Source organism: Amycolatopsis sp. NPDC005232 (genome assembly GCF_040607795.1).
Classification (GTDB): domain Bacteria; phylum Actinomycetota; class Actinomycetes; order Mycobacteriales; family Pseudonocardiaceae; genus Amycolatopsis.
Window position 1 is genome coordinate 209,189 of the sequence record NZ_JBEXHL010000015.1, and the last position, 23,704, is coordinate 232,892.

At 72.2% G+C, this 23,704-nt stretch carries 27 protein-coding genes; 24 read left to right on the top strand and 3 right to left on the bottom strand.

The window, feature by feature from the left end; genetic code table 11:
* Nucleotides 1-197: 197 nt before the first annotated feature.
* The 3 genes from ABZU76_RS27875 to ABZU76_RS27885 all read left to right on the top strand — a co-directional run bounded on the left by ABZU76_RS27875 (nt 198) and on the right by ABZU76_RS27885 (nt 2,304).
* A complete protein-coding gene (locus ABZU76_RS27875; RefSeq protein ID WP_354874610.1) occupies nt 198-1,190 on the top strand; it encodes a LacI family DNA-binding transcriptional regulator in 993 nt (330 codons plus the stop codon).
* A 160-nt stretch (nt 1,191-1,350) separates the two neighbouring features.
* Complete coding sequence (locus ABZU76_RS27880; RefSeq protein WP_354874612.1) at nt 1,351-1,737, top strand: Lsr2 family protein; 387 nt, start codon at nt 1,351-1,353, stop codon at nt 1,735-1,737.
* Between the two features lie 213 nt (nt 1,738-1,950).
* The gene (locus ABZU76_RS27885; RefSeq protein ID WP_220239342.1) at nt 1,951-2,304 is read left to right on the top strand and encodes a DUF1622 domain-containing protein; all 354 of its coding nucleotides are present in this window, start codon (nt 1,951-1,953) and stop codon (nt 2,302-2,304) included.
* 12 nt (nt 2,305-2,316) lie between these two features.
* Here ABZU76_RS27885 and ABZU76_RS27890 read toward each other — a convergent pair whose 3' ends face one another.
* Complete coding sequence (locus ABZU76_RS27890) at nt 2,317-2,886, bottom strand: TIGR03086 family metal-binding protein (protein ID WP_354874614.1); 570 nt, start codon at nt 2,884-2,886, stop codon at nt 2,317-2,319.
* Between the two features lie 104 nt (nt 2,887-2,990).
* Between ABZU76_RS27890 and ABZU76_RS27895 the strand changes: the two genes are divergently transcribed.
* From ABZU76_RS27895 to ABZU76_RS27950, 12 genes are all read left to right on the top strand, one after another.
* Entirely contained in the window at nt 2,991-3,326 is a 336-nt protein-coding gene (locus tag ABZU76_RS27895) for a cupin domain-containing protein (RefSeq protein WP_354874616.1), read from the top strand.
* A 298-nt stretch (nt 3,327-3,624) separates the two neighbouring features.
* Complete coding sequence (locus ABZU76_RS27900) at nt 3,625-4,599, top strand: dihydroorotate dehydrogenase (protein WP_220239339.1); 975 nt, start codon at nt 3,625-3,627, stop codon at nt 4,597-4,599.
* Nucleotides 4,600-4,656: 57 nt separating this feature from the next.
* Nucleotides 4,657-5,922, top strand: a complete 1,266-nt coding sequence (locus ABZU76_RS27905; protein WP_354874618.1) for an MFS transporter — start codon at nt 4,657-4,659, stop codon at nt 5,920-5,922.
* Between the two features lie 27 nt (nt 5,923-5,949).
* Nucleotides 5,950-6,747: an IclR family transcriptional regulator gene (locus ABZU76_RS27910; RefSeq protein ID WP_354874620.1), complete on the top strand. Its 798-nt coding sequence runs from the start codon at nt 5,950-5,952 to the stop codon at nt 6,745-6,747.
* The gene (locus ABZU76_RS27915) at nt 6,744-7,217 is read left to right on the top strand and encodes a hypothetical protein (RefSeq protein WP_354874622.1); all 474 of its coding nucleotides are present in this window, start codon (nt 6,744-6,746) and stop codon (nt 7,215-7,217) included. The genes ABZU76_RS27910 and ABZU76_RS27915 overlap by 4 nt, the downstream gene beginning before the upstream one ends.
* Nucleotides 7,214-7,687, top strand: coding sequence for a hypothetical protein (locus ABZU76_RS27920; RefSeq protein WP_354874624.1), 474 nt, complete (start codon nt 7,214-7,216; stop codon nt 7,685-7,687). The genes ABZU76_RS27915 and ABZU76_RS27920 overlap by 4 nt, the downstream gene beginning before the upstream one ends.
* The gene (locus ABZU76_RS27925; protein ID WP_354874626.1) at nt 7,684-9,006 is read left to right on the top strand and encodes a Zn-dependent hydrolase; all 1,323 of its coding nucleotides are present in this window, start codon (nt 7,684-7,686) and stop codon (nt 9,004-9,006) included. The genes ABZU76_RS27920 and ABZU76_RS27925 overlap by 4 nt, the downstream gene beginning before the upstream one ends.
* Nucleotides 9,003-9,863 (top strand): dihydroorotate oxidase electron transfer subunit, encoded by an 861-nt coding sequence (locus tag ABZU76_RS27930; RefSeq protein ID WP_354874628.1) that lies wholly within the window; start codon nt 9,003-9,005, stop codon nt 9,861-9,863. The genes ABZU76_RS27925 and ABZU76_RS27930 overlap by 4 nt, the downstream gene beginning before the upstream one ends.
* Nucleotides 9,860-11,182, top strand: coding sequence for a dihydroorotase (locus ABZU76_RS27935; RefSeq protein ID WP_354874630.1), 1,323 nt, complete (start codon nt 9,860-9,862; stop codon nt 11,180-11,182). Before ABZU76_RS27930 ends, ABZU76_RS27935 begins: the two co-directional genes overlap by 4 nt.
* A complete protein-coding gene (locus tag ABZU76_RS27940; protein ID WP_354874632.1) occupies nt 11,179-12,570 on the top strand; it encodes an aspartate ammonia-lyase in 1,392 nt (463 codons plus the stop codon). The genes ABZU76_RS27935 and ABZU76_RS27940 overlap by 4 nt, the downstream gene beginning before the upstream one ends.
* A gap of 111 nt (nt 12,571-12,681) precedes the next feature.
* Entirely contained in the window at nt 12,682-12,900 is a 219-nt protein-coding gene (locus ABZU76_RS27945) for a three-helix bundle dimerization domain-containing protein (protein ID WP_354874634.1), read from the top strand.
* Between the two features lie 95 nt (nt 12,901-12,995).
* A complete protein-coding gene (locus ABZU76_RS27950) occupies nt 12,996-13,895 on the top strand; it encodes a MurR/RpiR family transcriptional regulator (RefSeq protein ID WP_354874636.1) in 900 nt (299 codons plus the stop codon).
* Between the two features lie 7 nt (nt 13,896-13,902).
* On the opposite strand, the gene proC is transcribed toward ABZU76_RS27950, so the two are convergent.
* Together proC and ABZU76_RS27960 are read right to left on the bottom strand one after the other, a co-directional pair.
* Nucleotides 13,903-14,712, bottom strand: coding sequence for a pyrroline-5-carboxylate reductase (proC, locus tag ABZU76_RS27955; RefSeq protein ID WP_354874638.1), 810 nt, complete (start codon nt 14,710-14,712; stop codon nt 13,903-13,905).
* On the bottom strand, nt 14,709-15,701 hold the full coding sequence (locus ABZU76_RS27960; protein WP_354874640.1) for a proline racemase family protein: 993 nt from the start codon (nt 15,699-15,701) through the stop codon (nt 14,709-14,711). The genes proC and ABZU76_RS27960 overlap by 4 nt, the downstream gene beginning before the upstream one ends.
* Before the next feature lie 147 nt (nt 15,702-15,848).
* Between ABZU76_RS27960 and ABZU76_RS27965 the strand changes: the two genes are divergently transcribed.
* The 9 genes from ABZU76_RS27965 (at nt 15,849) to ABZU76_RS28005 (ending at nt 23,678) form a co-directional block, all read left to right on the top strand.
* A complete protein-coding gene (locus ABZU76_RS27965) occupies nt 15,849-17,072 on the top strand; it encodes a carboxypeptidase-like regulatory domain-containing protein (RefSeq protein ID WP_354874642.1) in 1,224 nt (407 codons plus the stop codon).
* 14 nt (nt 17,073-17,086) lie between these two features.
* On the top strand, nt 17,087-17,533 hold the full coding sequence (locus tag ABZU76_RS27970; protein WP_354874644.1) for a MarR family transcriptional regulator: 447 nt from the start codon (nt 17,087-17,089) through the stop codon (nt 17,531-17,533).
* A 118-nt stretch (nt 17,534-17,651) separates the two neighbouring features.
* Nucleotides 17,652-18,290: an HD domain-containing protein gene (locus ABZU76_RS27975; RefSeq protein ID WP_354874645.1), complete on the top strand. Its 639-nt coding sequence runs from the start codon at nt 17,652-17,654 to the stop codon at nt 18,288-18,290.
* Between the two features lie 389 nt (nt 18,291-18,679).
* A complete protein-coding gene (locus tag ABZU76_RS27980) occupies nt 18,680-19,600 on the top strand; it encodes a DUF6745 domain-containing protein (protein ID WP_354874647.1) in 921 nt (306 codons plus the stop codon).
* Between the two features lie 31 nt (nt 19,601-19,631).
* Nucleotides 19,632-20,102, top strand: coding sequence for a hypothetical protein (locus tag ABZU76_RS27985; RefSeq protein ID WP_354874649.1), 471 nt, complete (start codon nt 19,632-19,634; stop codon nt 20,100-20,102).
* An 88-nt stretch (nt 20,103-20,190) separates the two neighbouring features.
* Nucleotides 20,191-21,024, top strand: coding sequence for a peptidoglycan-binding protein (locus ABZU76_RS27990; RefSeq protein ID WP_354874651.1), 834 nt, complete (start codon nt 20,191-20,193; stop codon nt 21,022-21,024).
* A 107-nt stretch (nt 21,025-21,131) separates the two neighbouring features.
* A complete protein-coding gene (locus ABZU76_RS27995) occupies nt 21,132-21,959 on the top strand; it encodes an LLM class flavin-dependent oxidoreductase (protein ID WP_354874653.1) in 828 nt (275 codons plus the stop codon).
* A 145-nt stretch (nt 21,960-22,104) separates the two neighbouring features.
* Nucleotides 22,105-22,440, top strand: a complete 336-nt coding sequence (locus tag ABZU76_RS28000) for a hypothetical protein (RefSeq protein WP_354874655.1) — start codon at nt 22,105-22,107, stop codon at nt 22,438-22,440.
* A gap of 17 nt (nt 22,441-22,457) precedes the next feature.
* Complete coding sequence (locus tag ABZU76_RS28005) at nt 22,458-23,678, top strand: TetR family transcriptional regulator (RefSeq protein ID WP_354874657.1); 1,221 nt, start codon at nt 22,458-22,460, stop codon at nt 23,676-23,678.
* Nucleotides 23,679-23,704: the final 26 nt, after the last annotated feature.

Sequence of the window (23,704 nt, forward strand, 5' to 3'; positions counted from 1 at the left end):
GTGGCAAGGCAACCCGACTGGAGCACCATGACCCGGGAGACGAGCTAGGGCCTCTTCATCGATTCATCGGATGACTACTGCGATGTGAGCCGGTCGACAAGAGCGGGAGCCGCAAGGGCGCACGTCACAGCGGGGCGCGGCGGGCCCGGCCCTACAATCGGGGCCAGCCGCGCCGCGGCGGTGGGCGGAGGAGAACCGTGCGGATCACGATCCGGGATGTCGCACGGCGGGCAGAGGTGTCGGTGGCCACGGTGTCGCGGGCGCTCGGCTCGCCCGATCGCGTCAGCGAAGCCACGCGCGACCGGGTGCTCGCGGTCGTGCGGGAGCTCGGCTACCGGCCGAGCCCGGCGGCGCGCAGCCTCATCACGGGCAAGACCGGCGCGATCGCCATCGTGGTGCCAGATCTGGGGAACCCGTTCTTCACCGGCGTGCTCAAGAGCGTCCAGGCGCGGGCGCGCGAAACCGGCCACGCCGTGCTGGTCGGCGACAGCGACGAGGACCCGGCCACCGAGCAGGAGCTGGTGCGCACACTGGCGAAGCAGGCCGACGGCGTGCTGCTGTGCTCGCCGGGGATCGACGACGCCACCATCACCGAGCTCGACGGCCTCACGTCCCTGGCGCTGCTCAACCGCCGCGTGGCCGGGATCGGCGCCACGGTGATGGACAGCGCCGGCGGGATGCGCGAGGTCGTGGCGCACCTGGCCGGGCTCGGGCACCGGCGCTGCGCCTACCTCAACGGCCCGGACAGCTCGTGGTCCAACCACGAACGGCTGCGCGGCCTGCGTCCGGCCGCCGCGGAGCACGGCATCGAGATCGTGGAGCTCGGGCCGTTCGCCCCGCGGTACGAGGACGGCGCGCCCGCCGCCGACCAGGCGCTCGCCGCCGGAGTCACCGCGGTGCTCGCCTACAACGACGTGATGGCGCTCGGCGTGCTGGCGCGCCTGCGTGAGCGCGGGGTCGACGTGCCGGGCGAGCTGAGCGTGACCGGCTTCGACGACCTCGTCTACGCGGCGGTGTCCGCTCCCCCGCTCACCACCGTCGCCATGCCGCTGGCCGCGGCCGGAAACCACGCGGTGGATCTGCTGCTGGCCCATTCCGACGCCGACCCGGCCGGCCGGGTGGTCACGGAACTGCCGACGCGGCTCGTCGTGCGCGCCACCACCGCCCGCGCGCCCGGGTACCACCGCTGACCATTCCCCGCATCCGAGGGGAAATGTCGGAAAATAATCGGGACCGACACGAAATTCCGGTCACTCCCAATACTGCGTTCCACTGTGGATCGATGTTACAGTTCTTCACAGGCCACGGAAAACGCGGCTGCCGGAAACGTTCGAGGAGGATTCACCCGCCATGGCGCACAAGGTCCTGGTCCAGATGGTGGACGACATCGACGGCGGGGTCGCGCACCAGACCGTGCCCTTCGGCCTCGACGGCGTCCAGTACGAAATCGATCTCTCCGACAAGAACGCGGGAACTCTGCGTGAAGAGTTCGCCCGCTACATCGCCGCCTCGCGCCGGACCGGCGGCCGCAAGGTCCGCCGTGGCACCGGTTCGGGCACGCCGACGCCCGAGGACCGCGAACGCTCGCGCAGCATCCGCGCGTGGGCCGCGGACAACGGCTGGAGCATTTCCGAACGCGGCCGCATTCCCACCGACGTGGTCACCGCCTACGAAAACAGCCGCACCTCGGGCTCGAAGTCACGCGCCCGCGGTGGTCGCACAAAGGCGAAGGCCTAAAACTGATCCGGCGAGGCGTGCGGCTATTTTCGCCGATCCGCCGCACGCCTCGCCGGAAACGTCCCCACCGAATCCGAAAACCGCAGATCACCGGCAGCTCCCCGTGAACCACCGCCGCCGCGAGGGCCTTGACAGTCCGTCGCGGCGGTTCGTACGTTCCGACCGGGAGCCGCGGACCTTCCCCGACGTCCGCCTCGGAGAGGGGTCTCGCGGATGAGTTTCACCGAGTCGTTCGAGACCGTCGCCTCCGTGATCGAAGGCCTCGGCGTCGGCATCATGGCCATCGGCCTCGTGGTGGTGCTGGTGCGGTTCGTCGTCGACGCCACCCGGCGCCGCGGCAGCTACGACCAGCTGCGGGTGCACCTCGGCCGCGTCATCCTGCTCGGGCTCGAGATCCTGATCGCCGGCGACATCATCCGGACCGTGATCGTCGACGCGTCGCTGGAGAACGTGCTGGTCCTCGGCTTGATCGTGCTGATCCGGACCGTGCTGAGCTTCGCGCTCGAGGTCGAGATCTCCGGCGCGTGGCCGTGGCAGGCCAAGCGGGGGCCGCAGCCGCCCGCCTGACCTCGCAGGCGCTCAGGCCGCGCGGCCCAGGAACGCCAGCAGCCGCGTGGTCTCGTCGGCGTCCGCCGGCGGCGTGAGCTCGGGCCCGAAGAACTCCGGCCGCCGCAACGGAATCGACCGGACCCACTCGCCTGTCGCCTTCACCACCGCCGGGTCGAGCGTGACAGTCAGACCGACGGCCTGCGCGATGTCCCAGGTGTGGACGAGCGCGTCGGAGACGAACGCCGGCAGCAGCGTCGTGAGCGGCACGCCCCCGGCGTCGTCGATCGACGTGGCCCGCGCGAGCCCGTCACGGGTCAGACCCGGGGCGGTCGCCTCGAACGCCACGCGCCACTCCCGCGCCGGATCCCCGGCGCAGAGCACCCCGGGCTTCGGTGCACCGGGTTCCCCCGCGGTCTCCGGATAGTCGGCGCCGGTCACCCAGGCCGACAGCCGGTGGCGGCCCCACAGCACGTGGCCCACGATGTCCCGCACCGTCCACGCCGCGCACGGCGTCGATGCGTCCCACCGCTGCGCCGGCACCTCCGCCACCACCTTGCCGAAGCCGTCCTGCGCCACGAAGTACTGCTCCACAAGATCCACAGCTTGCTCCCTTCACGGATGTCCTGGCCCTGCGACCACCGGCGGACGCCGAAACAGACCGAATCCGGTCCCGACTTCGCGGGGTCAGGGCTACCGTTGCGGGAATGACCGATTCGACCAGCACCGAAGACCAGACCGGCGCGCTGACGCGCAACGTCGAGGGGCACGAGGTCGGTGCGAGCGTGTCCATCATCCGCGAGAGCACCGACGTCGCGGGGTCCGGCCCGCGGCTGCACCGCCACCCCTACCGCGAGACGTTCGTGATCCAGCGCGGCCGCGCCCTGTTCACCATCGGCGACGCCGAGCGGGAAGGCCGGGCGGGCGACGTTCTCGCGGTCCCCGCTGGGGTCGCGCACAAGTTCGTGGTTCTCGGGCCCGAGCGCTACGAAGCCGTGCACATCCACGAGAACGACCGGTTCGTCACGGAGTGGCTCGAGTAGACACTGTCCACTCACGACGGCGCCGGAGTTCCGTGCTCGCGTTCGCATTCGCACATTTGTCGGCGCGGGTCGCACCCGGCCGCCGGAATCGCCGAATCCCGCGCTGACCTGCGGAACCCTCCGGCATCGCGGAGGGCACGTTTCCACCTCGCGGAAACACTCCGCACTCACGCCGCCGTGTCGTGAAAACCGGCTCTGACCACCGCCGACAGGCGGGGTCGCCGCTGCCTTGACACCACGCTGGGCCGGACTCATCCTCACTTCTCTCGTTTCCGTTCGATGGAGGGTGTGATTCCGCATGACGGAGGTGCTGGACCGGACGACCGGCCGCGACGACCGCGACCGGCTGTTCGCCACCGCGCCCGGATCGGCCGTCGACCTGTCGGTTCCCCTGGGCCCGCTCACGCTCGCCAACCCGGTGATGCCCGCGTCCGGCTGCTTCGGGCCCGAGCTCGGTCCCCTGCTGCCGGTGCGGGAGCTCGGCGCCGTCGTGACGAAGACCGTGTTCGCGCAGCGCCGCTCCGGCAACCCGTCGCACCGGCTGACGGAAAGCGCGCTCGGCATGCTCAACAGCGTCGGCATCCCCAGCCCGGGCACGAGCCGGTTCGTGCACGACGTGCTGCCGCGCTACCGCGAGTTCGGCGTCCCGGTGATCGCCAGCGTCGGCGGGCTGACCGTGGACGAGTACTGGCAAGTCGCCGACGAGCTGGCCGGCGCGGAGTGCGCGGCCTTCGAGGTCAACGTGTCCTGTCCCAACCTCGAACACGGCGGGCTCGCCATCGGCGCCGACCCCGCGGCGGTCGAGGCCGTCGTCGCCGGTGTGGTGGCGCGGACGGAGCTGCCGGTGCTCGTGAAGCTCACACCCGGCGTCACCGACATCGGCGAGATCGCCCGCGCCGCCGAGCGGGCGGGCGCGACCGCCGTGACCGTGAGCAACACCTTCCCCGCCCTGGCCGTCGATGTGCGCTCGCGGCGCGCGGTGCTGGGCAACGGCGTGGGTGGCCTGTCCGGCCCGGCCGTGAAACCGCTCGCGCTGCGGCTGGTCTGGCAGGCGGCGAGTGCCGTCGACATCCCGGTCGTCGGCTGCGGCGGCATCAGCAGCGCCCGCGATGTCGTCGAGTTCCTCATCGCCGGCGCCACCGCCGTGCAGGTCGGCACCGCGACGTTCACCCGCCCCTACGCGATGGCCGAGATCGTGCGCGACCTCGCCCGCCATTGCGCCGAGCTCGGGGCGGGCGCCGTCCACGAGCTCATCGGAACCCTGCGCGCCTGAAGCCCTTCCCCATCCCCGTTCCCCCTTCCCCCAACGCTGTGAGGAGTGCTCCACACCATGTCCGACGAAACGCTGGCCGGCAGCACCGCACCACCCGCCACGTCCGAAGACACCCCGGCCACCAAGGCCACCACGCGTTACGCCCGCAAGGCGGTGTTCGCATCTTCGCTCGGCTACGCGATGGACGGCTTCGACCTGCTGATCCTCGGGTTCGCCCTCTCCGCCATCTCCGGTGACCTCGGGCTGGGCGGCGCCGAAGCCGGATCGTTGGCCACCATCACGCTGATCGGCGCCGTGGTCGGCGGGATCGCGTTCGGGATCCTGTCCGACCGCATCGGCCGGGTGAAGATGCTGACGTACTCGGTGATCTTCTTCGCCGTGTTCACCGGGCTCACCGCGATTTCCACGAGCTACTGGGAGATCGCGGTCTTCCGGTTCCTCGCCGGCGTCGGCATCGGCGGCGAGTTCGGCATCGGCATGACGCTCGCGGCCGAAGCGTGGCCGGCGAAGAAGCGCGCACGGGCGACGTCGCTGGTCGGGCTCGGCTGGCAGGCCGGGGTGCTGCTCGCGGCGCTGGTCTCCGCTCCGGTGCTCAACGCGTGGGGCTGGCGCGGGCTGTTCCTGCTCGGCGCGTTCCCCGCGATCGTCGCCATCGTGTTCCGCTCGCGGCTGCACGAGCCCGAGCAGTTCACGCGCCACCGCGCGCTCCAGCAGGGCAAGCCGAAGGTGCCGCTGAAGCTGCTCGTGGCCGACGGGCCCACCACCCGCGCGACGATCGGCGTCCTCGTGCTCACGTCGGTGCAGAACTTCGGGTACTTCGGCATCATGATCTGGCTGCCCACCTATCTGTCCACGCAGTTCGGCTACAGCCTCACGAAATCCGGGGTGTGGACCGCCGTGACCGTGGTGGGCATGGGTGTCGGGATCCTGGCGTTCGGCGAGGTCGCCGACAAACTGGGGCGCCGCAAGGCCTTCTGGCTCTTCCAGGCCGGTGCCGCCCTCTCCGTCCTCGGGTACAGCCAGCTGTCGTCGCCGTGGGCGCTGATGGTGGGCGGCGCGATCATGGGCGCGTTCGCCAACGGCATGATCGGCGGCTACGGCGCGCTCATGGCCGAGCTCTACCCCACGGCGATCCGGTCCACAGCGCAGAACGTGCTGTTCAACCTCGGCCGCGCGGTCGGCGGGTTCGCGCCGATCGTGGTCGCGCTCGTCGCCGCGAGCTACGGCTTCGGCTTCGCCATCGGCGTGCTGTCCGTGATCTACCTGCTCGACATGGTCGCGATGATCTTCATCCCAGATCGTCGCGCCGGGCAGCTCGCCTGAGCCGCGCGCTCAATCGACAGGAGAACCATGCAGGTCGTCATCCGCGCCTTGTCCGTGCTGCGGGCCCTCGCGACGAAGGGCAAGGGCGCCACGCTCCAGGAGCTGCACGAGGAGCTCGACATCCCCGTGGGCAGCGCGCACCGCGTGCTCACCACGCTGATGGAGGAGAACTTCGTGACCCGCTCCCCCACCAACAAGCGCTACTTCCTCGGCCCGGCCGCGCGTCAGCTCGGCGAGCCGGCGCCGCACCGGACGGCACTGCTGGCCAACCCGCACCAGGCGGTGGTCGACGCCGCGGAAGCCAGCGGCGAGACGGTGTTCCTCACCGAGCTCATCGGCGCCCGCGCGGTGTGCGTCGCGCTGGTGGAGGGCCGTCACCCGCTGCGGCTGTTCGTCCGCATCGGGCAGGAGATGCCGCTGCACGCCGCCGCGTCGAGCCGTTCTCTGCTGGCCTACCTGCCGGAACCCGCGGCCCGGCGGGTGCTCGAAACCCAGTCGCTCGACGCGTTCACCCCGGACACGCCGACCACAGTGGACGAACTCGTGGAGCACCTCGCCCTCGTGCGGGCCCGCGGGTACGACATCTGCGACGACGAGCTCGACCGCGGCGTCTGGGCCGTGGCCGCCCCGATTTTCACCTCCACGGGCGCGGTGGCCGCGAGCGTCACGCTGGCCGCGGCCGGCAACCGCATGCGCGAGGGCGCCGCGCGCACGGTGGCGACGGACGCCGTCCTCACCGCCGCGCGTGAACTGTCCGCGGAGCTCGGTTTCGCCGGCGCCGAACCCACCACGGCGGTCGGCGGACCGGCGAGGAGCGCCCGATGAGCCTCGAGAGCGACCTGGCCACGGCCACCGACACCACCACCGTGTTCCTCGACGCCGAGCGGCGGCGCGGCGAGCTGCGCGCGGATCTCGCGGCGATCGGCGCCGCGTTCACCACGCGGCCGTCGATCCTGCGCCGGGCGGCGGCGCTGCTCGCCGAGGAACTGCCGACGGCGACCGATCGGCTGGTCACCACGGGCACGGCCGACGCCGTCGCGGTCACCACGGCGCTGGCGCTGCACACCGGTCTGCCGTTCGCGGTCGACGCCGACGAGGTGCACCGGGGCGACCGCGTCGCCGTCGTGACGCCGATCGCCGACGACCCGGCCGAGACCCCGACCGGCACAGCCGCCGCGCTGGCCGACCGCGTACGGGCGGCGGGCGCCGAGCCCGTTGTCCTGCTCAGCGTGCTCGCGGCCGACGGCACCCCTGCCCTCTCAGGCACTCGAACCCCTTCGGAGAACCTGTCATGACCACTCCCGTCCGGGACGCCGGCGCCGCGGTGCGCAAGCTCGGCGTCAGCCCCGACACCTATGGCCCTTCGCTCGACACGCCCACCGATCCCGCCGCCACCGAGGTGGTCGGCTCGGCGCTGGCGGAGCTGCTCGCCCAGCACACCCTCGACCAGGTCGCGGTGTGGCACGGTGCCGACGACGCCGTGCTCGCCCACGTCGTCGCCCGGCAGCTGGGCGCCACGGTGACCCGCGCGTCCGAGCTCGAAGGCGTGGTCGGCTTCCACCCGCCGGTCACCGCCGGCACGCGGATCGCGCTGGTCGGCACCGCGTGGGAACCCGCTCGGCTGCGGACGCTGCTCAACCTCGCCGCGACCGCACGCGCCGAAGTCGTCGCGGTGGCGGCGGTGCTGGCCACGCCCGCGCTCGCCGAGGTGACGGGCACGCCGACGGCGGCGCTGCTGACCGAGCTGCCGGGTGGGCCACGATGACCGCGTCCACAGCGTCCACAGCGTCCACAGCGTCTACTGTGGACGCCCGACTGCGCGCCGACCCGGACCGGATCGCGCACTGGCTCGACACGTTCGCCGCACTGTCCGAACCGGACTCCGGACCGGGCGTGACCCGGCTCGCGCACACCCCGCTCGAACGCCGCGCGCACGAGCTGTTCGCCGAGCACGTCAGCGGGCTCGGCCTCGACGTGCGGACCGACGCCGCGGGCAACACGATCGCCGAGCTCCCCGGCACCGTGGCGAACGCGCCCGCGCTCGGCACCGGCTCGCACCTCGACAGCGTGCCCAACGCCGGCGCGTTCGACGGCATCGCCGGCGTGGTCGCGGCCATGGAGACCGCGCGGCTCTACACCGAGCACGACGTGCGCCTGACCCACCCCGTGCGGTTCGTCGTGTTCGCCGCGGAGGAGGGCGCGCGCTTCGGCCAGGCGTGCACCGGCAGCCGGGTCGTCGCCGGGCTCACCGGCGCCGCGGACCTGGAGACCAAGTTCGACGCCCGGGGCACGAGCCTCGCCGACGCGATGCGCTCGGTCGGCCTCGACCCGGCGGCCGCGGCCCGCGCGCGCTGGCACCCCGCGGACTGGGCCGCGTTCCTGGAGCTGCACATCGAGCAGGGCAGCGTGCTCGAGTCGACGGGTCTGCCGCTCGGCGTCGTCGACCTCATCTCCGGCAGCACCCGGCTGCGCCTCGACCTCACCGGCCGCGCGTCGCACACGGGCGGCACGCCCATGCACCAGCGCGCCGACGCGCTCGCCGCGGCGGCCGAAATCGTGCTGCTGATCGAAGCCATCGCCACCGACAGCCGCCACCACGGCACCCGCGCGACCGTCGGCCGGCTCGACTCCGCGCCCGGCTCCATCACGACGATCGCCGGACAGGCGCAGCTGCACGTCGATGTCCGAGACGTCGACAGCGACCGCCAGCGCCAGACCGCCGCGGAGATCGTCGAGCGCGCCCACGCCCTCGCCGCGCGCCGCGGAATCGGTTTCAGCGCCCAGACCCTCGCCGACGCGTCCCCCGTGCTGCTGCCCCGCCGGGTCACCGACGTCGTCGCGGCCACCTGCGCCGAGCTCGGCTTCGCGCACCGCGTGCTGCCCAGCGGCGCCAGCCACGACGCGCAGATGGTCAACCACATCACACCGACCGGCATGCTCTTCGTGCCCAGCCGCGACGGCGTGAGCCACAGCCCCGACGAGTGGACCGACCTCGCCGACCTCGTCGTCGGCACCGAAGTGCTCGCCCACAGCCTCGTCCGGCTCGACACCGCGTTCCCCGTCGCGGGATCGGAGCAGTCATGACCACCACCGAAACCCGGGCCGTCCGCGACCACGTGACGCCCCTGCCGGCGACCGGCGCCGTGCTCCCGACCCCCACGTGGCACCACGCGGAAGTGCTGGAGCACCATCCGGAAGCCGACCGCTACCAGTACCTGCGCCTGCACGCGCCGAGCATCGCGCGGGCCGCGACGGCCGGGCAGTTCGTGATGCTCACCGCCGCGCGCCAAGGAGAAAGCGGGCCCGTGCTGCCCCGGCCGATGGCGATCTACCGCCGCGACGCCGACGCCGGCACGATCGAGGTCGTCTACGGCGTGGTCGGCGACGGCACGCGCAAGCTCACCACGTTCTCCGCCGGCGAGACGATGCTCGTGGTCGGTCCGCTCGGCCGCGGGTTCCACGTGCCCGCCGACACCACGCGCGTGCTGCTGGTCGGGCGCGGCATCGGCACCTGCTCGCTCACCACCGTCGCGCAGGACCTCGCGGGCAGCGGCACCGAGCTGGTCGCCGTCGCAAGTGGACGGACGCCGGAAGCCGTGATCGGCGCGGACTTCTACCACGAGTGCGGCGCCGAGCGCGTGCTCACCGTGACCGACGCTCAGGGCACCAGCGAGATCGCGCGCCTGCGAGCGGAGTTGGCCTCCACTTTGGACAGTGCGCCGCCGCAACGGATCCTCACGTGCGGCTCCGACCGGCTGGCGTGGCTGTGCCGCGAGCTGGCCGACCGCTGGGGCGCCGAGGTGCAGGTGTCGCTGGAAGCACACATGGCGTGCGGTCTCGGCTACTGCCACGGCTGTGCCACCGGAACCCGCGGCGGGCCCGAGGAATCACCGTTGATCTGCAAGGACGGGCCCGTGTTCCGGCTGGAGGACACGGCATGAGCCCGCTCACGCAGGCCCCGCTCGGCCACGCGGTGCTCACCGGCGTGGCCCCGTTCGGCGGCACCCCGATCGACCTCGTGGTGCGCGACGGCCGCATCGCCGAGCTGCGGCCCCGCGGCAGCGCCGACGAGCCGAACCGGTTCGACGCCGACCGTCTCGTGCTGCTGCCCGCGTTCGTCGACCTGCACACGCACCTGCGCGAGCCCGGCGGCGAGGACGCCGAGACCATCGCCACCGGCACCGCCGCGGCGGCAGCCGGTGGGTACTCCGACGTCTTCGCCATGGCCAACTGCAGCCCGGTCACCGACTCGCCCGAGCGGATCCGTCACGTGCTCGACCTGGCCGAGCGCACCGCGTCCTGCCGCGTGCACGCCGTCGGCGCGATCACCGAAGGCCTTGCCGGGCACCGCCTCGCACCGCTGGAAGCCATGGCCGCGGCCGGCGCGCGCCTGTTCTCCGACGACGGCCGCTGCGTCGACGATCCCGTGCTGGTGCGCGACGCCCTCGAGCTGACCAAGCGGACCGGCACGGTGCTCGCCCAGCACGCCCAGTCGGGCCCGCTGGCCGGCGCCGGCCAGATCAACGCTGGCCGCGCGGCCGAGCGCACCGGGCTGCCGCCGTGGCCGGCCACGGGCGAGGAAACCGTGGTGGCGCGCGACATCGTGCTCGCCGCCGACGCCGGGGCGCCGCTGCACGTCTGCCACGTGTCGACGGCGCGCTCGGTCGCGCTCGTGCGGTGGGCCAAGGAGCAGGGCTGGGCCGTGACCGCCGAGGTCACGCCGCACCACCTGCTGCTCACCGACGGCGAGGCCGCGAGCGCGGACCCGAAGTTCAAGGTCAACCCGCCCCTGCGCTCCCCCGGCGACGTCCGGGCGCTGCGGGCCGCCTTGCTCGACGGCACGATCGACGCCGTCGCCACCGACCACGCGCCGCACCCGGCCGAGGCGAAAGCCGCCGACTGGTGCGGGGCGCCGTTCGGGATGACCGGGCTCGAGACGGCACTGGCCGTGGTGTCCGAGGTGCTGCACACCAGCCGCGGCGTCGACTGGGCGCTCGTGGCCGACCGCATGGCCCACGCCCCGGCGCGCATCGGCGGCATCGCCGCGTCCGCCGGCCGCCCGATCGCCGTCGGCGAGCCGGCCACGTTCACCCTCGTCGACCCGCGGGCCGACTGGTCGGTCGACCCCGCCGACACCGCGGGCCGTTCGCACAACACCCCGTTCGGGGGCCTGTCCTTCACCCACCGGCCCGTGGCGACGGTCGTCGCCGGCGCCGTGACCGCCGACCGCGGCGCGTTGTTCACCAGGAGTGCCCGATGACCACCACCCGCACCGAAGCGGACCTGCTCGGCGAGCTGGCCGTGCCCGCCGACGCGTATTACGGCGTGCACACCCGCCGCGCCATGGCCAACTTCCCGATCAGCGGCCTGCCGCTCTCGACCCACCCCGAGCTCGTGGTCGCGCTCGCGCGCGTGAAGCACGCGGCCGCGCTGGCCAACCACGACGTCGGCCTGCTGTCCGACGACAAGACCGCCGCGATCGTCGCCGCGTGCGAGGAGATCGAGGCCGGCCGGCTGCACGAGCAGTTCACCGTGGACGTGATCCAGGGCGGCGCGGGAACGTCGTCGAACATGAACGTGAACGAGGTCGTGACGAACCGGGCACTGGAGCTCCTCGGGCACTCGCGCGGGGACTACGCGCGGCTGCACCCGATCGACGACGTGAACCTCGGCCAGTCCACCAACGACGTCTACCCCACCTCCGTGAAGCTCGCGGTGCACGCGGCCGCGACCGAGCTGCTCGGCGCCATGGCCGAGCTGCGCGCTGCGCTGCACGAGAAAGGCCGCGAGTTCACCGACGTCGTGAAGATCGGGCGCACCCAGCTGCAGGACGCCGTGCCGATGACGCTGGGCCGCGAGTTCACCGCGTTCGCCGTGACGCTCGGCGAGGACGAGCAGCGGCTGGCCGAAGCACTGACGCTGCTGACGGAGATCAACCTCGGCGGCACCGCGATCGGCACGGGGCTCAACGCGCACCCCAACTACGCGCGCCTGGCGTGCGAGCACCTCTCGCGGCTCACCGGCACGCCGCTCGTCACCGCCACCGACCTCGTGGAGGCGACGGCCGACGTCGGGGTGTTCGTGCAGCTGTCCGGCGTGCTCAAGCGCGTGGCGGTGAAACTTTCCAAGACCTGCAACGATCTTCGCCTGCTGTCCTCGGGCCCGCAGGCCGGGTTCAACGAGCTTCGGCTGCCGAAGGTGCAGGCCGGGTCGAGCATCATGCCGGGCAAGGTCAACCCCGTGATCCCCGAGGTGGTCAACCAGATCGCGTTCGAGGTGATCGGCAACGACACCACCGTCACGCTCGCCGCCGAGGCCGGGCAGCTGCAGCTCAACGCGTTCGAGCCGATCATCGCCCACTCGCTGCTGAAGTCGCTGCACCACCTGCGTACGGGCGCGCAGACGCTGGCGCGCCGCTGCGTCACCGGCATCACGGCCAACACCGAGTACCTGCGCCGGCAGGTCCGCGAGTCCATCGGCCTCGTCACGGCGCTCAACCCGGTGATCGGCTACGAAGCGGCGAGCGCGCTGGCGAAGCAGGCTTCGGCCACCGGCCGCTCGATCCACGAGCTCGTGGTCGACGCCGGCCTGCTCACCTCCGAGCAGCTCGACACGCTGCTGGGCCTGCCGGCCGCCTCCGCGGGATGACACCGCCGTGATGACACCGACAGCCGACACCGTGGCGACGACCTTCGTTTACCTTTCGTTTACCTAGGTGTACTGCAATGAAACCTCCATCGGGTGACAGCAGGAGGCTTCATGAGCACGCAGACCCTCGGAGCCCTGACGCCGGACACCCACTTCGGGCACCTGGAAGACCGCCTCATCCGCGACTTCGCGACCGTCGGCGCCGAGTCCGTGCACGACCTCGTGGAGCGCGAGCGCGCCCGCTTCACCGACGCGCCGATCCAGGCGTTCGTGCCGATCCTGGTCGAGCGCGCCGTACGGGCCGCGTTGGGCAGCCGACCGCTCACCTGAACGCGACACTGAAAATTCAGCACCCGTCACCGTCCACTGTGCACTGACCGTCCGGTGCGGCGGAGCGAAACCGCTGCTCGGTAGGCTGTCGGGTCGTGACCGCCCACGACGACCAGTCCGACTCGCTCAGCGCTCGTGTCGAGGAACGGCTCGCCGGGCTGTCGCCGGCCGAGCAGCGCGTGGCCGAGTACCTGCGCAGCCACCAGCAGGCGATCCTGCTGTCCACGGCCGGCGACCTCGGCGTGCTCAGCGGCACGAGTGACGCGACGGTCGTCCGCGCGGTCAAGGCCCTCGGCTACTCCGGCCTGCCGGAGCTCAAGCGCGTGGTGGGCCGCTATGTCGTCGGCGACACCAACCCGGCCACGCGGCTGCGCGAGCGCATCGAGCGGACCGGCGGCGACACCGACGCCCTGCTCGACCAGGTGCTGACCGAGTCGGTCGAGCGCCTCACGGAGACGCGCCGGCTGCTGGCCGATCCCGAGTTCACCGCGGCCGTCGACCTGCTGGACTCCGCAGCCGAGGTGCTCGGGTACGGCCTCGGCCCGTCCGAGCTGCCGATGCAGTACCTCGTGACCCGGCTACACCGGCTCGGCCGGCGGGCCTGGAGCACGTCGGCCACGGGGTTCCGGCTCGCCGACGACCTGTTGCGTCTCAAGGAGAACGACGTCGTGGTGCTGTGCGTGCCCGACCGGCTCCTGCACGACGTCAAGACTCTCGTCGAGCACGCGCGCTCGGTCGGCGCACGCGTGCTGCTCGTGACCAACTCCTTGCGGCCCACGCTCGGCGACCAGGTCGACGTCGTCCTCACGGCCGTGCACTCCGTGAGCGGCCTGACGCACGAGGGACTCGGGGCGACGCTGGTCGTCGACTGCCTGCTGGCCGGGCTGGCGCGCAAGGACCCGGCGGCCGTTTCGGACAACACCGACCTGCTGACCGCCTTGCGCACCGCCCTGGTGCCCCGCGACATGCGAGCGCGCCGGCCCGGCCGGGAGTGACCCGGGCTCAGCGTCCCATCTCGGCCGCCCGGTCGCGGGCCGCCTCGATCGCCGCCATCACCGCCGCGCGCACCCCGCGTTCCTCGAACTGCCGGATCGCGGCGATCGTCGCCCCGCCCGGGCTGGTCACGGCCGCGCGCATGCGCACCGCGTCGGCGTCCGGGACCTGGAGCATCTCGGCGGCGCCGGCGGCGTTGGCCTTCACGAGCTCCTCGGCCAGCGGGCGCGGCAGGCCGAGCAGGATCCCGGCTTCGATCAGCGCTTCGGTGAGGAAGAAGTAGTACGCCGGACCGCTGCCCGACAGCGCGGTGATGGCGTCCATGCGGGTTTCCTCGACCCGCACGACCTTGCCCACCGGCTCGAACAGCGACTGCGCGTAGTCGAGCTCGGCGTCGCCCGCGTACGTGCCCGCGCTGATCGCCACCACCCCGCGGCCGACGGAGACGGGCGTGTTGGGCATGCAGCGCACGACCGGCGGCTTGCCCGGCAGCAACGCTTCGAGGCGCGCGATGCGCACGCCGCCGACGGCCGAGACGAAGAGCTGGTTGTCGTTCACGTCGTCCGCGACCGCGGCGAACAGGTCGTCGACGTGGTACGGCTTCACCGTCAGCAGCACGGTTTCCGCCGTGCGGATCGCGGGCCCGGCTTCCGCCGTGGTGGCCACGCCGTAGCGCTCGCGCAGGTACGCCGCGCGCTCCTCGGCGAGCTCGACCACGACGACCTCGGCCGCCGTGAACCTCGGTTCGGTGCCGGCGAGCAGTCCGGCGAGCAGCGCCTCGCCCATGTTGCCGCCGCCGATGATGGCCAGTTTCGTCATCGCAGGGTGAACCCCGTTCCCAGTTCGTCGGCCGGGTCGAGCGTGAAAACGCTCTCGCCGGCCAGGTGTGCGGTGCCTTCGATCTCCGTGGCGACGCTGCCGTCCGCAGCGCTCGAGAGGATCCGGCCGGTGAAGGTGGTACCGATGATCGAGCCGTGGGTGAGCACGTCGCCCTCACGCAGCCGGCCCTCGGCCGCGAGCAGCGCCAGCCGAGCGGAAGTGCCGGAGCCACAAGGGGAACGGTCGACCTGACCATCGGCGAACACGGTCACGTTGCGCTGGTGCGGCCCGGTCGCGGTGTCGCCGAGGTCGTCGTAGAGGATCACGCCGTAGACGCCGCTGAGCCGGCTGTCTCCGGAGTATCGCGCCCAATCGGTGCCACTGAGCGCGGCCTTGACCTCGCGGCCGGCGGCCACGAGCTCGGTGTGGTGCTCGGGGACCACTTCGAGGCCGAACGCGGAAGCCGACACGCACGCGTAGATCGCGCCGCTGTAAGCGAGATCGACCTTGACCGGCCCGCTTTTCGTGGCCACCTCGACGCCGCGGCCGAGCACGGTCGTGTCGACGTTGCGGAAGGCCACCTTCCGTACCTCGCCGTCTTCGCACGTCACGGCGGCCGTGACGCGGCCCGACGGGACGTCCATCGGCACCTCGGTGACACCGTCGGCCTTCGCTTCGACGCGGCCGGTGCGCACGGCCCACGCGCCGAGCGCGATCGTGCCGTGCCCGCAGGCGGTGGAGTAGCCCTCGCGGTGCCAGAACAGCACGCCGAACAACGACCCCTCGGTTTGCGGCGGCACCAGGAAACATCCGTACATCGCCGAATGCCCACGCGGCTCGCGCACGAGCAGCTCGCGCACCGCGTCGATGCCCGGCGTCGACCGCGCGGCTTCACGCCGCTCCAGCACCGTCGTGCCGGGGATCTCCGGCGCCCCACCGGTGACGATGCGGAAGGGCTCCCCCGCCGTGTGGTAGTCGGTGACGGTCACCGCGTCCACTGTGGACCGTCCAACCTCTTTGTAGCGTTCATGACAGGTGACAGTACATGGTAGTTTTCACTACGGGAAGAGGTGTGCGCGCGGTCACCGCCACCGCTCGGCCGGAATACTATTCGTGCACGAATAGTTGAGCCGAACATGAAGACTTCCGTGCTCGCCCGGCACCGCTGGTGGTGGCAGCCGCTGGGGATCTCGCTGCTGCTGGTGCTCGTGTTCATCGGCCTCTACGTCGGGTTCCAGCGCAGCCCGCGGCCCTACCAGGTGCCCGTCGCGGTGGCCGGGACCCAGCTGCAGACGCAGCTCGCCGGGGCGGCCGGGCAGGCCGTGGCCGTCGTGCCCGTCGCCGACCAGGCGGCGGGTGACGCGCTGCTGCGCCACGGCGACGCCGTCGCGACGCTGACCGACCAGGCCGGGCACCTGCGGCTGGACGTCGCCGGCGCGAGCGGCGCCTCGACGGCGTCCGCGGCCGAGAAGCTGGTGACCGTGTTCGCGCAGCACCGGGGGCAGCCGCTGACAGTCATGGACGTGCTGCCGCTCTCGGCGTTCGACAGCAAAGGCATGTCGGGGTTCTACGTGGCCTTCGGCGTCACACTGGCGTCGTTCGCGCTGGCGCAGAACCTGCTGGCGGCCGCGCGGCGCGTCCGGCTGCGCCACCGCATGGCGGCGCTCGTGGGTTTCGCGGTGCTGTCCGGGATCGCCGCGGCCACGCTGGCCGGGCCGGTGCTCGGCGCGCTGCCCGCGCCGTTCGTGCCGCTGGCGCTGACCCTCGGCCTGCTCTCGGCCGCGACGGCACTGGCGACCAAGGCCCTGGGCACGTGGTTCGGCGCGATCGGCATCCCGATGTCGACGCTGCTGCTGCTCACCGTCGGCAACTCGACCAGCGGTGGTGTGCTCGGGGTGAACCTCCTGCCGGAACCGGCGCGATGGGTGTCGGCCGTGCTGCCACCGGGCGCCGCGGTGCGCGCGCTGTCGGACCTCGACTACTTCCACGGCGCCCACTTGCTCGTGCCGGTCCTCACGCTGCTGGCGTGGTCCGCGGGTGCCGCTTTCCTGATCCACGTGCGGGAACGCGGCCGCGGCACAGTCGCGGAAGCGGAGCAGGCCGCGCCGGTCGGGGAGATCTCGGGTCGCGTCAGCGCCCCGGCGGTCCTCGTCGTGACGGATCCGCAAGGCGCCGTCACGGCGCGGTCGGACACCGACGGCCGCGGGCGGTTCCACCTGACCGGCCTGGCCCCCGGCGACGTGACGCTCACCGCCGTCGCCGAAGGGTTCCTGCCGCAGACGCGGGCGCTGACGGTGCCGGCCGGTGGCGGCGCGACCGTGGACCTCGCCCTGGCACCCGCGTACGCCCGCGCGGCATGAGGCAGCCTTGAGCCATGGACACCGGACCGGACCACGACACCGAGAGCGGCGAACGTCCGCTCGACGACGCTCCGCTGTACCTGCTGCGCCAGGCGCTGCGCACCTACACCGCGCGCTGGCAGGAGACCGTGGGCGAGCTGACGCCGCCGCAGTACGTCGCCTTGCGGGTGTTGCGGTCCTCCCCCGATCTCGACCAGGCGGCGCTCGCCGAGGCGACGCGCATCGACACGGCCACGCTCACGCCGTTGCTCGCGCGGCTCGAAGAGCGCGGCTACGTCGTGCGGCGCGTCGACCCGGGCAACCGCCGCCGCAAGCTGTTGCGGGTCACCGAGGACGGGGCCGGAGTGCTGCGCCGGGTCGCGCCGCTGGTCGCCGAGACCGAGGACGCGTTGCTGGGTGAGCTGAGCACGGAGCAGCGCACGGCGTTCACCGACGTGCTGCGGAGGATCGCGCACGCCTGAGCGATGTCCCTATCGGTGGGGTTCGTGGCCGGTCCGGCCACAGCGCGCAGCGGCCCTCGCGCGACAGGCTGTGAGGACCACACCGTTTCTCAACGCCGCTTTCAAACAAGGAGTCGTGATGACCGAGACGATCGCCGGGATCACCGTGCCGGACACGCAGCTCGTCGCCGAGGTGACGTCGCTGATCCGCGAGAAGTCCACCGAGCTGCTGTTCAACCACTCGCGCCGCGTGTTCCTGTTCGGCAGCCTGCAGGCGCGCGCCCTCGGCATCGACCCCGACCCGGAGCTGCTGTACGTGGCCGCGCTGTTCCACGACACGGGATTGGTGCCGCCGTGGCGCAGCGAGCAGCAGCGCTTCGAGATCGACGGCGCCGACCAGGCCCGGGAGTTCCTGCTCGCGCACGGCCGTTCGGCCGCCGACGCCGACCTCGTGTGGACGTCGATCGCGCTGCACACCACGCCCGAGGTGCCCTACCGGATGGCGCCCGAGATCGCCGCCACCACCGCGGGCGTCGAGACCGACGTGCTCGGCCTGCACCTGGACCGCATTTCCGGCGACGACCGCGCGGCCGTGACCGCGGCGCACCCGCGGCCGGATTTCAAGCGGCAGATCCTGCAGGCATTCAAGGACGGGTTCGCCCACCGTCCCGACTCGACCTTCGGCACCGTGAACGCCGACGTGCTGGAGCATTTCGTGCCCGGCTTCAAGCACACCGACTTCGTCGACGTGATCGAGAACTCCGACTGGAAAGAGTGACGCCGGCCGGCCGCTGCCGCGCGCCCGAGGACGCGGTGGCGGCCAAAACGCTTGCGCGGTCACCACGATTGCTGTCATGATCGCGGTATGTCTGATGGAAAGGGCGTGCTCGCCCTCGCGCGTTGACCGCGCCCGGCGGGCCCGGAGCCCGCGTTCCCGCACCTCCCGAATTCCTTGATCCGCAACGGTCCCGGTGGCAGCTCGCTGAGGCCGCCCGAGCGGAATGGCTCGGCCACGCCCTGTCCTGCGAGCCTGCCGACCGGCCGGCCGCGGAAGCGGCGATCAGCGCGCTCTACGAGCTCGTCGAGCAGCCTCCCCCGACGTTCGTGTGGGTCGATTCCCCTGGTGCGGCAGCGAAACTCTTACCACCGAGCCGGCCACTGTCAGCCGTGTCGCCGACCTGGCTGGAAAGCCGCCTCGCCAACTCGTTGTCGGGTCTACGCGCCCGGTTCAACCGCAGGATCGGCTTCTCCGACAACTCGTGGCGACCGTTCGTCCCGCCCGAAGATCCCTCGGAAGCGCTCGATCGCGGCTCTCTCGACTCGTTGCTGATCTCAGGCATCCGCGGCTCGGTGCGGCGCAGCATCCGCGATTCCGTCGCCGGCACGATCAAGGCCGAACTGCGCGAGCCGATCGGGCTCGGCTGGTACGGCCAGCACGAAGCCCACTGGGTGGCGCACTACGACGCCCACCGCCGGCTCGGTGTCCACTTCGGACGCGAACCCGAACGGCAGCTGGACTTGTGGGCGGAAACCGTGCGCTCGTGCGGCTGGTGGTGGCCCCGAGACGACGTGTGCGTGCTCACCGAGCGTCCGGTCGTCGTCCGCACCGAACCCGTGCCAGGCTCCGCGTACGGCGAGGTGCGAACGCATGCCGCCGACGGACCGGCCATCGCCTACCCCGACGGCTGGCGCGCGTATGCGTGGCACGGCACACCGGTGCCGGCGTGGGTGATCGAAGACGTGACGGCCGAGGCCGTCAACACCGAACGGAACATCGAGGTCCGCCGCTGCGCCGTCGAACGGCTCGGCTGGGACGGGTACCTCGAGCGGGCCGGCCTCACGTTCGTCGCGCGAGCACCGGACCCGGGCAACGGGGACGCCGAACTGCTGCTCTACGACGTGCCCCGCGCACCCGGCACGATCGCGCGCCGGCTGCTGCTCACCGTCAACGGTTCCGTGGAACGCGACGGCACCCGCCGCCGCTATGGGCTGAACGTACCGCCCTGGTTCGACGATCCCGTCGACGCCGCGGGCTGGTCCTACGGGCTCACCGGAGCCCAGTACGCCGGGCTGCTGCGACGCACCTGAACGCCCCTTCGAGACCCCCAAGGTGATCACCGTGACCGAAACATCCACAATGGACGCTGAGCACATCAGCCTCGCCGACCTCCTCGACCGCTCCGGCCTCGACGTGCTGGACCACCTCGAACGCCAGGTCGCCGTTCCCGCGCTCGACGGACTGCAGGCCCAGGGCGACCTCATCGTGATCCCGCACGCCCTCGTGGAACGCACCGTGACGCTCAACCGCTGGGCGCGCTGGGAGCCGGTGCCGCCCGGCGGCGTCGAACTGGTGCGCGGCGTGGACGGCCGCAACCCGCACACGCTCGTGGCCGATCCCGGCACCTGCCGGTGGATCTCAGTGCACGACCCGCTGCGCCTGGGCATCGTCGTGTTCGAGAACACCGCGCCCGCGTACCTGATCCACCCCGAGCACGGCGGCAGCGGCGTGGCTCCGGGCCGGTGGCTCGTGCGCCGCCAGCAGGAGCGCGGCGTCACCCTCGCCCGCAACCGGCTGCTGATCGCCGACTGAACCCGGCCTGGACCGTCGAGTTGTACGTCCCTTGTATCCCGTTCCATGATTCTTTGCCCGGATTCATCCGCGGACGAGAGGACCAGGGATGCTCAGGAAGGTCGTCACACTGACCGCGCTCGCGGCGGTGGCACTCGGCGTGGCCGCACCGGTTTCGGCCGGTGCGGCCACACAGGCGCTGCCCGCGGCGAGCATGGAGGCCGTGCTCAAGGCCGCGCAGATCGACCCGCGCCGCGCCGACAGCACACAGACCCCCGGCGCGCACGACAGCGTGCTGCTGGTCGAGCAGGCACTGCAGGCCAAGGGGCTGCTCGACGCGAAGTACGTGGACGGGTACTTCGGCACCACGACCATCACGGGGTACTCGAAGTACCAGAAATCGCTGGGCTACACCGGGATCGACGCCTCGGGCCTGCCCGGCCGCACGTCGCTGGAGAAGCTGGGCGCCGGCCGCTACACCGTCACCGCCGTGATCGCCGCGGGCAGCCACGTGACCTACCACGGCGTCACGCTCAACACCCGCACCAAGACCATGCTGGTGGCCGCCGAAGGCCTGCTCGGGCGGCAGCTGAGCCTCACGCAGGGCTCGTACAACCCGGGCGGCGTCGACGCGTCGGCCGGCACCCACGACGGCGGCGGCACGTTCGACGTCTCGGTGTCGGGCCTGTCCACCGCGACCCGCACGAGCGTGGTCAAAACCCTGCGCCAGGTCGGGTTCGCGGCGTGGCTGCGCACGCCGGAGCAGGCCGACTGGGGTTACCACATCCACGCCGTCGCGATCTCCGACCCGGACCTGTCCTCGGGCGCCCAGCACCAGACGGGCGACTACTACCTGGGCCTCAACGGCCTGGCCGGCCGCGGCGCGGACGACGGCCCGGCGGTGAACCCGAAGACGACGTGGGAGGAGTACCAGCGCGGCTGACCGCGGCGTCCTCGCCGGTTCGGCAAGGGCCGGCGAGGACGTGCCGTGGTGGCACCCGCACCCTCGGCGGTGGTTGTATCGGGATCATCGACTACGGGGGTGTTTCCATGGCGAACAAGGCGTTCCGGTTCGGAGTGGTCGCGGCGGCCGACGGCAGCGGCGCGAAGTGGCAGGCCACGGCGCGGCGTGCGGAGGAGCTGGGCTACTCGACACTGCTCTCACCCGACAACCTCAACCTGCCCTCGCCGACGGCGTCGCTGGCGATCGCCGCGGCGGTCACCACGACGTTGCGGGTGGGGACGTTCGTGCTGGCCAGTCCGCTGCGCACGCCTCGCGCGGCCGCGTGGGAGGCCCACAGCCTCACCCAGCTCACCGACGGCCGCTTCGAGCTCGGCCTCGGCACCGGCCTGCCCACGATGCGCCAGGCGGCCGACGAGCTGGGCCTGCCCTACGGCTCCGGCCAGGACCGGCTCGACCAGGTGTCCGAGACCATCGACCACGTCCGGCGCCTCGACGGCGCCGCGCACACACCGGTGATGATCGCGGCCGGCGGCCCCAAGGCCCGCCGGCTGGCCGCGGCGAAGGCCGACATCGTCACGCTCGCCGGCGGCGCGCTGACCACGCGCGCCGAGATGGCCGGCCACGTCGAGGAGATCCGCGCGGCCGCCGGTGCGCGCGCCGACGACCTCGAGCTGTCGCACAACATCTTCGTGGTGGGCGACGAAGCGCCGCCGTGGATCAGCCGGTTCCTCGGCGGCCTCGACGCGAAAACCCTCATCGAGCGCGATTCGCTCACCGTGCTCAACGGTGACCTCGACACCATGGCCGCCGAGCTCGAACGTCGCCGCGACGAGCTCGGGGTGTCGTACTTCACCGTGAACAGCGCGTTCGTCGAGGAGTTCGCCCCGGTCGTGGAGCGGCTCACCGGCAAGTGACCACGGGACCCTGGGTCCACTTCGGACTCAACGTGGTTGATGGTCACTCCCCTGCTCATCGCGGCCGGCGGCGTGCTGGTGGTCTACGGCTTCCGCGTCCTGCGCCGCCTGGACCGCACCGCCGGCCGACTCCGCCGTGCGGCGCGTGTCGCCGGCCCTGGTGCTGGTGGTCGTCGCCGTGAGCTTGTTCTGGACCACGGCCACGGTCGCGCAGTGGTCGGGGCGCGGGCTCGCGATGGCGCAGGCGCGTTCGCTGGACCCGCTGCCGAGCGTGATCGTGGACACGAAGGAGCGGCTGTTCCTGCGCAGCCCGGGGATCGAGGAGACCGCGCTGCCGGCGGCGCCGGGACAGACCATGCGCTACCGCTACCGCGCGTGCAGTTCCAGTTCCAGAACCGGCAGCCGTAGCGGCTCGTCGGCGAAGCCCGGTTGTGGAAGCCGTCCCGGCGTGCGCCCGCTAACCTGGTGGGAACGGTGCTGACGCGATGAGGAGAACGAGTGAGCCGGGCGGAAGTTCGCGGGACGAAGCGGCAGTCCTCGCCGTCCGCGCGTCCCAACCGTCGCGCCGAGCTGCTCGCGGCCGCGGCCCGGCTGTTCCGCGAACGCGGCTACGGCGGGGTCTCCGTGGCGGACATCGCCGAGCAGGTCGGCATCACCGCCGGCGCGGTGTACAAGCACTTCCCCGACAAGCGCGCGCTGCTCGCCGAGCCCATCCGGGAGATGGTGCTCACCTGGCGCAACCGCGAGGTGCTCGCGCTGGCCCAGGGCGGCGACACCGACGAGGTGCTGCGGCGGCTGGCGACCTCGGTGGTCGGCGTCGTGCTGGAGCGCCCGGACGTGGTGCGTCTGTGGCACCAGGAGGCCCACTACCTCACGAGCGAGGTCCGCGAAGAGCTGGTGGCCGTGCGCGTCGAGGGGGTCGGCCTGTGGCTGCGGGTGCTGGTGGACGCGCGCCCGGAACTGACCACGAGCCAGGCGGAGTTCCGGATCCGCGCCGCGCTGGGCCTGCTCAACAGCGTGCCCGCGCTGCCGCGGCGGCGCCTCTCGGCCCACGCGGCGACGCTGGAAACCGTGCTGCTGGCCACGTTGCTCGCGCCGGAACCGCCGAAGAGCCTGCCGGAAATCCGCGTGGTGGACCGGGAGTCACCGGCCGCGGCGGAGAACACACGCAGCCGCGCGATCCTCGACGAGGCGGCGAAACTGTTCCGCGAACGCGGGTACCACGCCGTGGGCATCGACGACATCGCCGCGGGCGTGGGCATCGCGGGCCCGTCGATCTACAGCCACTTCCCCAGCAAGGCGGCCGTGCTCACCGCCGTGGTCGAGGAGATCGCCGACGAGCTGTGCTGGGGCGGCGCGCTGGCGATGGCCTCGGACGGGACCCCGCACGAGGTGCTCGAACGACTGGTGACCACGCACGTCCGCACGGCGATCGCGAAGAGCGACCTGATCGCGGTGTGGATGACCGAGGAGCACCACGTGCCCGAAGACCTCGGCGAGGCCGTGCGCCGCGACCGCAAGCGCTACCTGGACTACTGGGTGGGCGCGGTGCTGGCGGTGAACCCCGGCGTGGAGGAAGCGGTGGCGGAGACCGCGAGCCTCGCGGTGATGGAGCTGATCGACGCCGTGGCGCGCTCGAGGCGGTTCGCGGCGGTGCCGGAGCGTCCCGAGTGGACGGTCGGACTCGCGCTGGCGGCACTGACGAGCGTGGCGGTCTGACGCGGACCCTCTGTCTTGAACAGACA

What these genes read in the sequence shown, in the direction of transcription:
- ABZU76_RS27880 (WP_354874612.1), top strand. Translation starts at nt 1,351, where the DNA reads ATGGCGCACAAGGTCCTGGTCCAGATGGTGGACGACATCGACGGCGGG.
- ABZU76_RS27885 (WP_220239342.1), top strand. Translation starts at nt 1,951, where the DNA reads ATGAGTTTCACCGAGTCGTTCGAGACCGTCGCCTCCGTGATCGAAGGC.
- ABZU76_RS27895 (WP_354874616.1), top strand. Translation starts at nt 2,991, where the DNA reads ATGACCGATTCGACCAGCACCGAAGACCAGACCGGCGCGCTGACGCGC.
- ABZU76_RS27900 (WP_220239339.1), top strand. Translation starts at nt 3,625, where the DNA reads ATGACGGAGGTGCTGGACCGGACGACCGGCCGCGACGACCGCGACCGG.
- ABZU76_RS27905 (WP_354874618.1), top strand. Translation starts at nt 4,657, where the DNA reads ATGTCCGACGAAACGCTGGCCGGCAGCACCGCACCACCCGCCACGTCC.
- ABZU76_RS27910 (WP_354874620.1), top strand. Translation starts at nt 5,950, where the DNA reads ATGCAGGTCGTCATCCGCGCCTTGTCCGTGCTGCGGGCCCTCGCGACG.
- ABZU76_RS27915 (WP_354874622.1), top strand. Translation starts at nt 6,744, where the DNA reads ATGAGCCTCGAGAGCGACCTGGCCACGGCCACCGACACCACCACCGTG.
- ABZU76_RS27920 (WP_354874624.1), top strand. Translation starts at nt 7,214, where the DNA reads ATGACCACTCCCGTCCGGGACGCCGGCGCCGCGGTGCGCAAGCTCGGC.
- ABZU76_RS27925 (WP_354874626.1), top strand. Translation starts at nt 7,684, where the DNA reads ATGACCGCGTCCACAGCGTCCACAGCGTCCACAGCGTCTACTGTGGAC.
- ABZU76_RS27930 (WP_354874628.1), top strand. Translation starts at nt 9,003, where the DNA reads ATGACCACCACCGAAACCCGGGCCGTCCGCGACCACGTGACGCCCCTG.
- ABZU76_RS27935 (WP_354874630.1), top strand. Translation starts at nt 9,860, where the DNA reads ATGAGCCCGCTCACGCAGGCCCCGCTCGGCCACGCGGTGCTCACCGGC.
- ABZU76_RS27940 (WP_354874632.1), top strand. Translation starts at nt 11,179, where the DNA reads ATGACCACCACCCGCACCGAAGCGGACCTGCTCGGCGAGCTGGCCGTG.
- ABZU76_RS27945 (WP_354874634.1), top strand. Translation starts at nt 12,682, where the DNA reads ATGAGCACGCAGACCCTCGGAGCCCTGACGCCGGACACCCACTTCGGG.
- proC (WP_354874638.1), bottom strand. Translation starts at nt 14,712, where the DNA reads ATGACGAAACTGGCCATCATCGGCGGCGGCAACATGGGCGAGGCGCTG.
- ABZU76_RS27965 (WP_354874642.1), top strand. Translation starts at nt 15,849, where the DNA reads ATGAAGACTTCCGTGCTCGCCCGGCACCGCTGGTGGTGGCAGCCGCTG.
- ABZU76_RS27970 (WP_354874644.1), top strand. Translation starts at nt 17,087, where the DNA reads ATGGACACCGGACCGGACCACGACACCGAGAGCGGCGAACGTCCGCTC.
- ABZU76_RS27975 (WP_354874645.1), top strand. Translation starts at nt 17,652, where the DNA reads ATGACCGAGACGATCGCCGGGATCACCGTGCCGGACACGCAGCTCGTC.
- ABZU76_RS27990 (WP_354874651.1), top strand. Translation starts at nt 20,191, where the DNA reads ATGCTCAGGAAGGTCGTCACACTGACCGCGCTCGCGGCGGTGGCACTC.
- ABZU76_RS27995 (WP_354874653.1), top strand. Translation starts at nt 21,132, where the DNA reads ATGGCGAACAAGGCGTTCCGGTTCGGAGTGGTCGCGGCGGCCGACGGC.